Here is a 13,617-nt window from a genome sequence, read left to right on the forward strand (position 1 = left end):
TCGTTCTCAGCCCCGGCGTCCGCGGCCCCGGCCGTCGTCGTACTCCTCCTGCCCGTCCTGGCGCGGGCCGAGCAGTTCGTCCGCCAGCGTCGGCAGGTCGTCGAGCGGTGTCTCCTCGGCCCAGTCCGGCCGTGGCCGCCGCCGCGTGCCGGTGTCTGCCTCGACCTGGGGCAGCTCGCGCGTGCGGTCGTCGGAGCCGTCGGGCCGTACGGGAGGCGTCGGCCGCTCGTCCCGGAAGAAGCCCGGCGGGACCCGGTCGGTGATGTCGCCGCCCCGGACGTCCGCCGGAGCCGCGTCCCGCACCGGCGGCAGCACCGCGGTCTCGTCGGCCGCGCCGGAAAACGCGCCGGAGCCACCGGAAGCGGCGCCCTCTCCGTCGTCGTCGGCGCGGATCTGCGGCAGCACCGCCGTCTCGTCCGCCGGGCCGGTGGGCGCCGACGGCGGGCCGGACAGTCCCGGCTGGGGCAGCTCGGCCGTGGTCTCCGCCTCGGAAACCTCCGCTTCGGCCTCCGGCTCGGCGTCCCTTCCGGCAGCGCCACGGGAAGCACCCCGTGCACCCGGTGCACCCGGTTCCTGGGCGTCGGAACCCGCGCCCGGAGCATCGCTCCGGTCCGCGCGCACCGCGCGCAGCACCGCTGTCTCGTCGTCCGCCGGGGCGGAGGAGCGGGCGTCCGACGCCTCGGAGGTGTCCGGCGCGCCGGCCGGGGACACCACCGGCGTCGGAACGGTCACCGCGTCCGACGGCGGCACGGCGGCCGCGGCGGGCGGGGCCGGGCGGCGCGGACCCGAGGCCGCCGCCGCGGCGGCCTGCTCGGCCGCCCGCCGGGCCTCCTCAGCCCGCAGCAGTGCCTCCTCGGCCTTCTTCTGCTTCTCCAGGCGCAGCGCCTCGGCCTCGGCCCGCAGCCGGGCCTCCTCCTCGGCCTGCTTGCGCAGCCGCTCCTGCTCGGCCTTGCGCCGGGCCTCGGCCTCCGCGCGCGCCTGCTCCTCGGCGAGCAGCCGGGCGCGCTCCTCCTCGGCACGGCGGCGCGCCTCCTCGGCGCGCTGCCTGGCCTCCTCCGCCTGGCGCTCGGCCTCGCGGCGCTGCGCCTCCTCCAGCTCGCGGCGCTTGCGCTCCTCCTCCTCGGCGCGCAGCCGGGCCAGCTGCTCCTGGCGCTCCCGCTCCAGGCGCTCCTCCTCGGCCTTGCGCCGAGCCTCCTCCTCTGCCTTGCGGCGCGCCTCTTCCTCGGCCTTGCGGCGTGCCTCCTCCTGGGCCTTCACCTCGGCCTCGGACAGCGGCAGCATCTGGTCGAGCCGGGCCCGGACGACGGTGGTGACCGCCTCGGGCTCCTGGCCGGCGTCCACCACCAGGTACCGGCCGGGGTCGGCGGCGGCCAGCGCCAGGAATCCGGAGCGCACGCGCGCGTGGAACTCGGCCGGCTCCGACTCCAGCCGGTCGGGCGCCTCCGTGAACCGCTCGCGGGCGGTCTCCGGGGAGACGTCCAGGAGGACGGTGAGGTGGGGCACCAGCCCGTCGGTCGCCCAGCGGGAGATACGGGCGATCTCCGTCGGGGACAGGTCGCGGCCCGCACCCTGATAGGCGACGGACGAGTCGATGTACCGGTCGCTGATCACCACGGCGCCGCGCTCCAGGGCGGGCCGTACGACGGTGTCGACATGCTCGGCGCGGTCGGCGGCGTACAGCAGCGCCTCGGCGCGGTGGGACAGGCCCTGGGAGGACACGTCCAGGAGGATCGAGCGCAGCCGCTTGCCCACGGGCGTGGCGCCCGGCTCACGGGTGAGGACGACCTCGTGGCCCTTGGCCCGGATCCAGTCGGCGAGCGCCTCGGCCTGGGTGGACTTGCCCGCGCCGTCGCCGCCTTCCAGCGCGATGAAGAAGCCGGTCGCGGCGGGCACCGTCACGGGGTCGTCGCCGCCGCGCAGGGCGTCGACGAGGTCCTTGCGCAGCGGTACGCCGGAGCGGTCGTCGACCTTGGCCAGCACCAGCGCGGCCACCGGCAGCAGCAGCGCGCCGACCAGCATCAGGGTGAAGGCGGCGCCGCCGTGCTCGAAGACGAACCGGCCGTTCTCCAGCCGGTGCGGGCCGATACCGGCGGCGACCACCGGGGCGCACAGCGCGGCGAGGGCGACCACGAGCCGCACCACCGCGTGCAGGTGCCCGGCCATGCGCGGCCTGCGCTGGTCCTCGGTCTCCAGGTCGAGGACGGTGTGCCCCGCGTTGGCGGCGGCGCCGGCGCTCACCCCGGCCAGGGCGAGCAGCAGCAGGACCGTGGTGACGTCGGGCACGAGCCCGGCGGCGAGCAGAGAGATACCGGTGAGGGCGAGGGCCAGCGCCAGCAGCCGGCGCCGCGACAGCGTGACGAGTGCCCTGGGCGCCGTACGGATGCCGACGGCGACCCCGCCGGTCAGGACGAGCACCTCCAGACCGAAGAGCACCGGGCCGCCGCCCAGGTCGCGCGCGTGCAGCGCGCAGACGGCGACGGCCGCGGCGATCGCCCCGGCGACGGCGGCGCAGGCGAGCACGAGCACCGGGACGGCGCCGGTGCGGCCCTTGTCCACGCCGGTGGCCGTCCTGGGACGGCGCAGCCCTTCGAGCGGCGACCGCGCGCGCGGGGTGCGCGTGCCGGGCAGCTCCAGGTAGGTGAGGACGGACAGGGACGCGGCGAACAGACCGGCCGCGACGTACGCGCCGAGGGCGGCCTGGTGCTGGTCGAACCAGGCGACGCCGGTGCCCAGGAGGTTGTTGAACAGGGAGGCGACGACCAGGACGACGGCCGCGAGCGGGATCGCCGCGAAGGTGGTGCGCAGCGACAGGCGGCGCAGGGCGTCCAGGTGGTCGGGCAGGGGGCGCACGGTGGCGCCCTCGGGGGGCGGGGCGGGCAGCAGCGCGGGCGCCGCGCTCTCCCGGCACACCGTCCACAGCCGCTCGGCCGCTCCGGTCACGAAGACGGTGACCAGGAGGAGCGTCGGTGCGTTCGCCGGGGTCCAGTCGATCCACAGCGGGGCGATGATCAGCAGCGCCGCGCGTACGCCGTCCGCTCCGACCATGGTCCAGCGGCGGTCGAGCGGGCCGTCCGGTGCGGTCAGGGTGGTGAGCGGGCCCAGGAGGACCGCTCCGAAGAGGACGGTCGCCACGATGCGCGCACCGAAGACGGTCGCCACTGCGAACGCCGCGCCCCGGTAGCCGCCGCCGAAGGACCCCTGGGCGACGGCCGCCTGGAGGACCAGGGCGACCAGCACCAGGAGGGCCAGGGTGTCGCCCACGCCCGCGACCAGCTGTGCGCTCCACAGCCGCTTCAGCTGGGGTCGGCGCAGCAGGGCACGCACGGCGCGCTCGCGGGAGTCCGTCACCAGTGCGTCGTCGGGGGCCGGAGTGTGGGCCGTTGGCTGCTCGGCTCGCGTCATGCGTTCAGCCTATCGGGAGGCACCGACAGGACGTGGTGACCGCCCGAACGTACGCGCGCCCCGACATTTGTGTGATGCCGGGGCGCGCGTCGCGTGAACAGATGTGAAGACGAACCGGATGAAGCCGACGAAGCCGACGAAGCAGCGGTGCCGCTCAGTCCTCGGCCGCCGCCGTGTTCGCGGCGGCCTTCTTCGCCGCCGTCTTCTTCGCGGCAGCGGTCGTCGCCTTCTTCGCCGTCGTCTTGGCAGCCGTCGCTTTGGCAGCCGTCTTCTTCGCGGCGGTCTTCTTGGCCGTGGAGGCCGTCTTCTTCGCCGCGGTCTTCTTGGCGGGGGCCTTCTTCGCGGTCTTCTTGGCCGGGCCCTTGGCCCGCTTCTCCGCGAGCAGTTCGAAGCCGCGCTCCGGCGTGATCGTCTCCACGCTGTCGCCCGACCGCAGGGTCGCGTTGGTCTCGCCGTCGGTGACGTACGGACCGAAGCGGCCGTCCTTGACCACGACCGGCTTGGCGCTGACCGGGTCCTCGCCCAGCTCCTTCAGCGGCGGCTTGGCCGCCGCCCGGCCGCGCTGCTTGGGCTGGGCGTAGATCGCCAGCGCCTCTTCCAGCGTGATCGTGAAGAGCTGGTCCTCGGTCTGCAAGGACCGCGAGTCCGTGCCCTTCTTCAGGTACGGGCCGTAGCGGCCGTTCTGCGCGGTGATCTCGACGCCCTCGGCGTCCGCGCCGACGATCCGCGGCAGCGACATCAGCTTCAGCGCGTCGTCGAGCGTCACGGTGTCCAGGGACATCGACTTGAAGAGCGAGGCGGTGCGCGGCTTGACCGCGTTCTTGCCGGTCTTCGGGGTGCCCTCGGGGAGGATCTCCGTGACGTACGGACCGTAGCGGCCGTCCTTGGCGACGATCTGGTGGCCCGTCACCGGGTCGGCGCCCAGCTCGAAGTCGCCGCTCGGCTTGGCGAGCAGTTCCTCGGCGAGTTCGACGCTCAGCTCGTCGGGGGCCAGGTCGTCCGGGATGTCGGCGCGCTGGTGGGAGTCGGTGTCCTTCTCGCCGCGCTCGATGTACGGGCCGTAGCGGCCCACGCGCAGCACGATGCCGTTGCCGACCGGGAACGACGACACCTCGCGCGCGTCGATCGCGCCCAGGTCGGTCACCAGTTCCTTGAGGCCGCCGAGGTGGTCGCCGTCGCCGTTGCCGGCGTCCGCGGCACCGCCCTCGCCCGTGCCCTCGCCGAAGTAGAACCGCTTCAGCCACGGCACGGCCCGCGCCTCGCCGCGCGCGATGCGGTCGAGGTCGTCCTCCATCCGGGCGGTGAAGTCGTAGTCGACCAGCCGGCCGAAGTGCTTCTCCAGGAGGTTCACCACGGCGAAGGACAGGAAGGACGGCACCAGCGCCGTGCCCTTCTTGAACACATAGCCGCGGTCGAGGATCGTGCCGATGATCGACGCGTACGTCGACGGGCGGCCGATCTCGCGCTCCTCCAGCTCCTTGACCAGGCTGGCCTCGGTGTAGCGGGCGGGGGGCTTGGTGGCGTGCCCGTCGACCGTGATCTCCTCGGCACCGAGCGCGTCGCCCTCGGCGACCTGCGGCAGCCGGCGCTCGCGGTCGTCCAGCTCGGCGTTCGGGTCGTCGGCGCCCTCGACGTACGCCTTCAGGAAGCCGTGGAAGGTGATCGTCTTGCCGGACGCGCTGAACTCGACGTCCCGGCCGTCGGCGGCCCGGCCGCCGATCTTCACCGTGACGGAGTTCCCGGTCGCGTCCTTCATCTGGGAGGCGACGGTCCGCTTCCAGATCAGCTCGTAGAGCTTGAACTGGTCACCGGTCAGACCGGTCTCGGCGGGCGTGCGGAAGCGGTCGCCCGAGGGGCGGATCGCCTCGTGCGCCTCCTGCGCGTTCTTGACCTTCCCGGCGTACGTACGCGGCTGCGGCGGCAGGTAGTCGGCGCCGTACAGCTGCGTGACCTGGGCGCGGGCGGCGCTGACCGCCGTGTCGCTCAGCGTCGTGGAGTCCGTACGCATGTACGTGATGTAGCCGTTCTCGTACAGCTTCTGCGCGACCTGCATGGTGGCCTTGGCGCCGAAGCCGAGCTTGCGGCTGGCCTCCTGCTGGAGTGTCGTCGTACGGAACGGGGCGTACGGCGAGCGGCGGTACGGCTTGGACTCGACGGAGCGGACGGCGAAGGCGGTGTCCGCCAGGGCGGCGGCGAGCGCACGCGCGTTCGCCTCGTCGAGGTGGAGGGTGTTCGCGCTCTTCAGCTGCCCCAGGGAGTCGAAGTCGCGGCCCTGTGCGACACGCCGGCCGTCGACCGTCTGGAGCCGTGCGACCAGGGACGACGGGTCCGAGGCGTCGCCCGCCCGCCCGGTCGAGAAGGTGCCCGTCAGGTCCCAGTACTCGGCGGAGCGGAAGGCGATGCGCTCGCGCTCCCGTTCGACCACGAGCCGGGTCGCCACCGACTGGACGCGGCCCGCCGACAGCCGCGGCATGACCTTCTTCCACAGGACCGGCGAGACCTCGTAGCCGTAGAGGCGGTCGAGGATGCGGCGGGTCTCCTGGGCGTCGACGAGCTTCTGGTTGAGCTGGCGCGGGTTGGCGACGGCGGCCCGGATCGCGTCCTTGGTGATCTCGTGGAAGACCATCCGCTTGACCGGGATCTTCGGCTTCAGCACTTCCTGGAGGTGCCAGGCGATGGCCTCGCCCTCGCGGTCCTCATCGGTGGCGAGGAAGAGCTCGTCGGAGTCCTTCAGCAGGTCCTTGAGCTTCTTGACCTGGGCCTTCTTGTCGGCGTTGACCACATAGATCGGCTGGAAGTCGTGTTCTACGTCCACACCGAGGCGGCGGACCTCACCGGTGTACTTCTCCGGGACCTCCGCGGCCCCGTTCGGAAGGTCCCGGATGTGCCCGACGCTCGCTTCGACGACGTAGCCGGGGCCGAGATAGCCCTTGATCGTCTTCGCCTTGGCAGGCGACTCGACGATGACGAGTCGGCGACCGCCCTGTGCGGTATCGCTGGTCGGGGACAACTTCGCTCTTCTCTCCGGTCGACGCTTGGTCTCGCTGTGTCTCGCTGGATCTCCCCAGGCTGCGGCTGCGTTCCCGGGGCCGGGCAGTGCTGACGCTGCGGAGTGTGACGGTACATCCCGCCCCCGTGTCAAACGGGAAAAGCCCGCAACGGCCACTCGAACGGTAACCCGACTACCGCCCTTCCTGCCGCCCGGAGTGCCCACGGACCGGTCGGGGCCGAAGCGGAAGATGATCCACCGGACACCGGGGACGCCGCGCCGCGCCGGTGTTCACAGCCGCGTCAGGCACCACGTCCCGAGCGCCAGGCACCCCAGGGCCGCGCCGGTCGCGAGGGTTGCCGCGAGGCTCTGGCGCACCCCCAGCGCCACAGGTTCGCGACGGCGCGCGCGAAGTGCCGTCCACCCCAGCAGCACCGCTCCGAACAGGGTGAACACCGCCCCTGTGAAGATCGCCGGACCGCTTTCCACGTACGTACCCCTCCGCCCCGGATGCCCCCGGTCGGGGAGGCTGGCACCTCCGGGCGACAGGCGGCCCAACCCGGGGTGAACACGGAGCGTCCGGGCAACCGCGCGGCCCCTCGGCGACCGCCCGGCGTGCCCCGGCGCACGCCGGAGCGATGACCGAAAAATGGTCGAGCGGGGCCGGAGGCGAACGGTCAGGAGGGGCGGGCGGGCCCTGCCGGGCGGACTCTGCGCGGGGCGGGTCCCTCGGGGCGCGGCGGCCGGCCCCCCGAGGGCCGGTCGGTCCCCCGAGGGCCGGTCGGTCCGCCGAGGCCGGGTCAGTCGGCCGAGGGCCGGTCGGCCGGCTCCAGGAAGCCCTGCTCCACCAGCAGACGGATCTGCGCGGGCGTGCGGTCGCGCAGGAGCACGGGGTCTTCGCCGACGAGCTGGGCGATGGCGTCCAGGATGCGTCCGGCGCTGAGCGTGCCGTCGCAGACACCGGCGAAGCCCGCGCCGACCGTGTCCACGGCGGTGGCCCGGCGCATCCCGCGGTGCTGGCGCAGCACCACGTGCTCCGGGTCCTCGGCGCCGGGCAGCCCGACCTGCTCCTGCACGACCTCCCCGACGAGCCGGAAGTGCCGGTCGAGCAGGCCCGCGTCGTCGTGGTCCCGCAGGAAGCCGACGCGGTCGAAGTGCGCGCGCACGGTGTCGCCGAGCGGCTGCTCGACGGGGTGCGGCCACTCCTCCGCGACGACCGAGGGCGCGGCGGAGTCCGTCCGGCGCAGGGTGATCCAGCCGAAGCCGACGGCCTTCACCTTGCGCGCCTCGAACTCCTCCAGCCAGGCGTCGTAGCGCGCCTGGTACTCCGCCGGGTCGGCGCGGTGGTCACCGGCGTCGCGCAGCCACAGCTCGGCGTACTGCGTGACGTCCTGCACCTCGCGCTGCACGATCCACGCGTCGCAGCCGCGCGGCACCCACGACCTGAGCCTGTCCTGCCAGTCCTCCCCCTCCACGTGCTCCCAGTTGGCGAGGAACTGCGCGAACCCGCCCTCGCTCAGCCGCTCCCCCGCCCGCTGAACGAGCGTGCGGCACAGATCGTCCCCGGCCATCCCGCCGTCGCGGTACGTCAGCCGGGCGCCCGGGGAGATCACGAAGGGCGGGTTGGACACGATCAGGTCGAACCGCTCGTCGGCGCGGACCGGCTCGAACAGGGAGCCCTTGCGCAGATCGGCGGCCGGGGCACCGGACAGCGCGAGCGTGAGGGCGGTGATGTGCAGCGCGCGCGGGTTGAGGTCGGTCGCGGTCACCCGCGTGGCGTGCCGGCTCGCGTGCAGTGCCTGGATGCCGGAGCCGGTGCCGAGGTCCAGCGCGGCGGCGACGGGCGTACGGACCGTGAGTCCCGCCAGGGTGGTGGAGGCGCCGCCGACGCCGAGGACGACGCCCTCCTCGTGGCTGCCGATGCCGCCCGCGCCGCCGACCGCGCACCCCAGGTCGGAGACGATGAACCAGTCCTCGCCGTCGAGCCCGGCGTACGGCCGTACGTCCACGGTCGCGGCCAGCTCGTCCCCGCCGACGCGCGCCAGCCAGCCGGTCTCCAGGCAGGCGTCGACGGGCAGGACGTCCGCCACGCGCGCGTGCGGCACGGGCTGCTGGAGCAGGAAGAGCCGGACGAGCAGTTCGAGCGGGGTGTCCCCGCGCGTGGCGCGGAGCGCGGGCACGGTCTCGCTGCGGGCGAGCGCCGCGTACGCGGGCGCGCCGAGCAGTTCGAGCAGCCCGTCGGCGGTGAACGACGCGCCGAGCAGGGCGTCGCGGAGCCGGGCGGCGACGTCGGGGCGGTCGGCCGCGGGCAGGGCCGCCGGGCCGACCGGGACTTCGGGGGTGCCGGGGGCGGCGGGGGCGGTCGACACGCTCGGGATGTTCGGGACGTTCGGGGCGGGCACGCTGGAGTCACTCACGCACCCATTGTGTCGGCTCCCACCGACATCGCACGCGCGCACCGCTCGCCCCGGCACGGCCCGCATCGGCACGCGCGTGTGCGCGTGCGTGCGTGCCGATGCGTTCGCCGGGGCGGCGGTGCGGTGGCGGTGCGACCGCGGCGGCTCAGCCGTTCGCGGGCGACGCGGTCGTGGAGGCGGTGGCCGAGGCGGACTTGCAGCTCGGCTGCCCGGCCATCGCCTTGCCGACGTCGCCCTCCTCCAGGTTCTTCAGCGCGTCGTTGCCCGTCCTGCTCAGCTTGTCGAGCTGGGTGGCGATGTCCTTGAGCCCGTCCGCGAACTTGGCCTGGTCCTTGGTGTCGAGCTTGTCGACCTGCTCCTTGAGGGAGGCGTAGGAGGCACCGAGGTCGTTGAGTTCCTTGACCGCGTCCTGCTGCTTCTTCTGCCCGCCCTCGACATCGGGCGCGCCGGCCTTGTTCACGGCGGCGCCGATCGCCTTGTAGGCGTCGGACATGTCCTGGAAGGCCTGTGCGTCGGTCTCCTGGACCGTCTTCGTCGGAGTGTTGTCCGAGGTCTGCTTCTGGATCGCGGCGCTGGCGGCCTGGATCTTCTTCGCCTGCGGCTGGACACCGTCGCACACCTGCTTGGCCCAGGTGTTCAGCGCGTCGTTCTTGCCGTCGTCGCTGCTGCCGGAGCATCCCGTCAGTGCCAGTGCCAGTACCGCACCGCCGGACAGTGCGGCCGCGAGCTTCTTGTTCACCGGATCGGTCCCTTCCATGGCTCTCGGCCCCGGAACATACACGGCGATCGCCGGGCCGCCGGGGCCCGGTGACCCCTTACGTGCCGTCTTGCAGCCATTTGCACCAAGCGAGAGAAGGCTCACGGCCTCCCGACACGCGCGGCGGACCAGGACCCCGGACACGCGGCTGATCAGGACCCCGGACACGCGGCGGGCGGGCGGCGCATCGAACGCGCCGCCCGCCCGCTCACGAGCCGGACCGTGCCGTACGGCCCCGTGCGCCCCCTTACGAGACCACCGCGGGGTCGGCCGGTTCGGCGGCCACCCGTTCGGCGCTGTCCTCGTCGTCGCCCACGGCGATCCCGCGCCGCTTGGAGACGTAGACCGAGCCGACGATGACGATCAGCGCGAGGATCGCGATCAGGATGCGCACGCCGACGCTCTTGTCGTCGCCGTAGGAGAACTTGATGACCGCGGGCGCGATGAGCAGCGACACGAGGTTCATCACCTTCAGCAGCGGGTTGATCGCCGGGCCCGCGGTGTCCTTGAACGGGTCGCCGACCGTGTCGCCGATCACCGTGGCGGCGTGGGCCTCGCTGCCCTTGCCGCCGTGGTGGCCGTCCTCGACCAGCTTCTTGGCGTTGTCCCAGGCACCGCCGGAGTTGGCGAGGAACACCGCCATCAGCGTGCCCGCGCCGATGGCGCCCGCGAGATAGGCGCCGAGCGCGCCGACGCCGAGCGTGAACCCGATGAAGATGGGCGCCATCACGGCCAGCAGTCCGGGCGTGGCGAGTTCGCGCAGGGCGTCCTTGGTGCAGATGTCGACGACGCGCCCGTACTCCGGCTTCTCGGTGTAGTCCATGATCCCGGGGTGCTCGCGGAACTGGCGCCGCACCTCGAAGACCACCGACCCCGCCGACCGCGACACCGCGTTGATCGCCAGCCCCGAGAAGAGGAAGACGACCGCGGCCCCGGCGATGAGCCCGACCAGGTTGTTGGGCTGGGAGATGTCCATGATCAGGGTCATCGGCGCGCCGGGCCCGGACAGCTTGGCGCCGACGTCGCTCGCACCGGTGGTGATGGCGTCGCGGTACGACCCGAAGAGCGCCGACGCCGCGAGGACGGCGGTGGCGATGGCGATGCCCTTGGTGATGGCCTTGGTGGTGTTGCCGACCGCGTCCAGGTTGGTGAGCACCTGGGCGCCCGCGCCCTCGACGTCACCGGACATCTCGGCGATGCCCTGGGCGTTGTCGGAGACCGGTCCGAAGGTGTCCATGGCGACGATCACACCGACCGTGGTGAGCAGGCCGGTGCCGGCCAGCGCCACCGCGAACAGCGCCAACATGATCGATGTGCCGCCGAGCAGGAACGCCCCGTAGACGCCGAGGCCGATCAGCAGCGCGGTGTAGACGGCCGATTCCAGTCCGATGGAGATACCGGCGAGGACGACGGTGGCCGGGCCGGTGAGCGAGGTCTTGCCGATGTCGCGGACCGGCCGCCGGGTGGTCTCGGTGAAGTACCCGGTCAGCTGCTGGATCACGGCGGCCAGCAGGATGCCGATGCCCACCGCGACCAGGGCGAGGATCCGCGGATCGCCGTCCTTCCCGCGGATCGCCGCATCGGTGACGCCGGTGAGACCGGCGTACGTGGACGGCAGATAGGTGTAGACGGCCACCGCCACCAGGGCGAGGGAGATCACCGCGGAGACGAAGAAGCCGCGGTTGATCGCGCTCATGCCGCTGCGGTCGCTGCGGCGCGGGGCCACCGCGAAGATGCCGATCATGGCGGTGACCACACCGATGGCGGGCACCAGCAGCGGGAAGGCGAGTCCGTCGTTGCCGAAGGCGGCCTTGCCGAGGATGAGCGCGGCGACCAGTGTGACCGCGTAGGACTCGAAGAGGTCGGCCGCCATGCCCGCGCAGTCGCCGACGTTGTCGCCCACGTTGTCGGCGATGGTCGCGGCATTGCGCGGATCGTCCTCCGGAATGCCCTGCTCGACCTTGCCGACCAGGTCGGCGCCGACGTCGGCGGCCTTGGTGAAGATGCCGCCGCCCACGCGCATGAACATGGCGATCAGCGCCGCGCCGAGGCCGAAGCCCTCCAGCACCTTCGGCGCGTCCGCCGCGTAGACCAGCACCACGCAGGAGGCGCCCAGCAGGCCGAGCCCCACCGTGAACATGCCGACGACGCCGCCCGTACGGAAAGCGATCTTCATGGCTTTGTGCGAGACGGTGGTGAGATCCTTTTCCGGTTCGCCCTGTGCGGGAGTCGCCTCCCGGGCGGCGGCGGCCACACGCACATTGCTGCGCACGGCGAGCCACATGCCGATATAACCGGTGGCCGCCGAGAACCCGGCACCGATCAGGAAGAACACCGACCGTCCGGCGCGCTGATTCCAGTCGTCGGCGGGCAGCAGCAGGAGCAGGAAGAACACCACGACGGCGAATACGCCGAGGGTGCGCAGCTGGCGGCCCAGATAGGCGTTCGCGCCTTCCTGGACCGCCTCCGCGATCTTCTTCATGCTGTCGGTGCCCTCGCCGGCCGCGAGCACCTGGCGCACCAGGACACCCGCGACCAAGAGCGCGGCCACCGCGACCGCGGCGATGACCGCCACGATGATCCGATTGTCATCGGTCAGTACCGCGGCTGCGAAAGTTGTCGGTTGAGCCGACTGATGAGGGGTAGAAAGCCCCGCCATTCGTCCTCCTTGACGCTTGGGCTGAGCTCAAGATGTGGACGGATTGTAGGGAGCGAAACCCGAACTAAACAGTGTGCGGTAAATGGAATCAGCCGTCACACGGCTCTCAGCAAAAGATCGCCGGCCGACAGGGGACCCGAAAGCGGTAACGCCTCAAAAGCATTGACCCTTGATCCATTATCAGGCTATCGATCGTGAATCAATTCACTAAATGATGCCGGTCCACCACGGGTTCGGCCGAATGGGCCGGTCGAAAGGCACGTTCGGATGGGCCGAACCCGTTCGAATGGGCCGGCCGGGGGCGGCGGTCTCTCTGCCCCCGGACATGCCGAAGGGCCCCGCTGCCGGGGCCCTTCGGAACAGACGGACGGAGACGGAACGGTGCGGGGCACAGAAGCGGGCAGGGACGGAGCCGGGTCGAGGACGGAGCCGGGATGCGAACCTATGAGCGATCGGCTGCGATCGGCTCAGGAGAGCACGGCGTCCGCCGACGCGGTCGGCCAGGTCATCTTGATCAGTCCGCCGTCCTCGCCCGCCGAGACCTCGACGTCGTCGACAAGGCCACTGATGACCGCGAGGCCCATCTCGTCCTCCTCGGCGTCCGCGTCGTCCACGGCGCCCGGGGCATCCCCCGTGTGGTGCGGAGCATGCCGGGCCTCGTCGCCGACCTCGATGGAGAACTGCTTCTCCTCCTCGGTCAGCACCACCGTCACCGGCGCCGCGATCCCGTTGCTCTGATGCAGCCCGACGGCACGGGAACAGGCCTCACCGACGGCGAGCCTGACCTCGTCGAGGACGGCCTCGTCGACCCCCGCCCTGCGCGCCACCGCTGCCGCCACCAGCCGGGCGGTCCTGACGTGCTCCGGCAGCGCGCTGAAGCGGAGTTCGACGGTGGCCATGCATCCCCCTAGGAGCTACGGGCGTGCGGTCGGGAGACCGGGCCGCCGAGCCCGGCTCCCCGCAGGAACGTCTTCCGCCCCGGACACCGGCCCGGGACCGGCGGTCAGTCGGTCGCCGCCACCGCTTCGTCGACCGAGGTGTGGATGGGGAACACCTTGGTCAGACCGGTGATGCGGAAGATCTTGAGAATGCGCTCCTGGTTGCAGACCAGGCGCAGCGAGCCCTCGTGGGCACGCACTCGCTTCAGACCGCCGACCAGTACGCCGAGACCGGTGGAGTCGAGGAAGTCCACGCCCTCCATGTCGACGACGAGGTGGAAATTCCCGTCGTTCACCAGCTCGACCAGCTGCTCGCGCAGCTTGGGCGCGGTATATACGTCGATTTCGCCACCGACCTCGACGACCGTACGATCGCCGACGGTACGGGTCGACAGGGACAGGTCCACGGATCCTCCAGCACCTTGCTATCGAGCGGTCGCCCATCGGGCACCTCG

General features: G+C 72.3%; 8 protein-coding genes. All 8 read right to left on the reverse strand.

From position 1 onward, the window contains the following. Window positions 1-6: 6 nt before the first annotated feature. On the reverse strand, window positions 7-3,402 hold the full coding sequence (gene tmk / locus B086_RS0123660; protein ID WP_026252700.1) for a dTMP kinase: 3,396 nt from the start codon (window positions 3,400-3,402) through the stop codon (window positions 7-9). A gap of 154 nt (window positions 3,403-3,556) precedes the next feature. Continuing rightward, window positions 3,557-6,412 (reverse strand): type I DNA topoisomerase, encoded by a 2,856-nt coding sequence (gene topA / locus B086_RS0123665; protein ID WP_018568916.1) that lies wholly within the window; start codon window positions 6,410-6,412, stop codon window positions 3,557-3,559. 270 nt (window positions 6,413-6,682) lie between these two features. After that, window positions 6,683-6,880: a hypothetical protein gene (locus B086_RS0123670; RefSeq protein WP_018568917.1), complete on the reverse strand. Its 198-nt coding sequence runs from the start codon at window positions 6,878-6,880 to the stop codon at window positions 6,683-6,685. Between the two features lie 311 nt (window positions 6,881-7,191). Then, window positions 7,192-8,760 carry a N5-glutamine methyltransferase family protein gene (locus B086_RS0123675; protein ID WP_051115907.1) on the reverse strand — a complete coding sequence of 523 codons (1,569 nt, stop codon included), beginning with the start codon at window positions 8,758-8,760 and terminating at the stop codon, window positions 7,192-7,194. 193 nt (window positions 8,761-8,953) lie between these two features. After that, window positions 8,954-9,565, reverse strand: a complete 612-nt coding sequence (locus tag B086_RS0123680) for a hypothetical protein (protein WP_026252702.1) — start codon at window positions 9,563-9,565, stop codon at window positions 8,954-8,956. Window positions 9,566-9,812: 247 nt separating this feature from the next. Then, window positions 9,813-12,224 carry a sodium-translocating pyrophosphatase gene (locus B086_RS0123685; protein WP_026252703.1) on the reverse strand — a complete coding sequence of 804 codons (2,412 nt, stop codon included), beginning with the start codon at window positions 12,222-12,224 and terminating at the stop codon, window positions 9,813-9,815. A gap of 467 nt (window positions 12,225-12,691) precedes the next feature. Next, on the reverse strand, window positions 12,692-13,123 hold the full coding sequence (locus tag B086_RS0123690) for an ATP-binding protein (RefSeq protein WP_018568921.1): 432 nt from the start codon (window positions 13,121-13,123) through the stop codon (window positions 12,692-12,694). A gap of 104 nt (window positions 13,124-13,227) precedes the next feature. Beyond that, a complete protein-coding gene (gene bldG / locus B086_RS0123695) occupies window positions 13,228-13,569 on the reverse strand; it encodes an anti-sigma factor antagonist BldG (protein ID WP_009189842.1) in 342 nt (113 codons plus the stop codon). Window positions 13,570-13,617: the final 48 nt, after the last annotated feature.

The sequence above is a fragment of the Streptomyces sp. PsTaAH-124 genome (genome assembly GCF_000373685.1).
GTDB classification, from domain to species: Bacteria; Actinomycetota; Actinomycetes; order Streptomycetales; family Streptomycetaceae; genus Streptomyces; species Streptomyces andamanensis.

What these genes read in the sequence shown, in the direction of transcription:
- tmk (WP_026252700.1), bottom strand. Translation starts at nt 3,402, where the DNA reads ATGACGCGAGCCGAGCAGCCAACGGCCCACACTCCGGCCCCCGACGAC.
- B086_RS0123680 (WP_026252702.1), bottom strand. Translation starts at nt 9,565, where the DNA reads ATGGAAGGGACCGATCCGGTGAACAAGAAGCTCGCGGCCGCACTGTCC.
- B086_RS0123685 (WP_026252703.1), bottom strand. Translation starts at nt 12,224, where the DNA reads ATGGCGGGGCTTTCTACCCCTCATCAGTCGGCTCAACCGACAACTTTC.
- B086_RS0123690 (WP_018568921.1), bottom strand. Translation starts at nt 13,123, where the DNA reads ATGGCCACCGTCGAACTCCGCTTCAGCGCGCTGCCGGAGCACGTCAGG.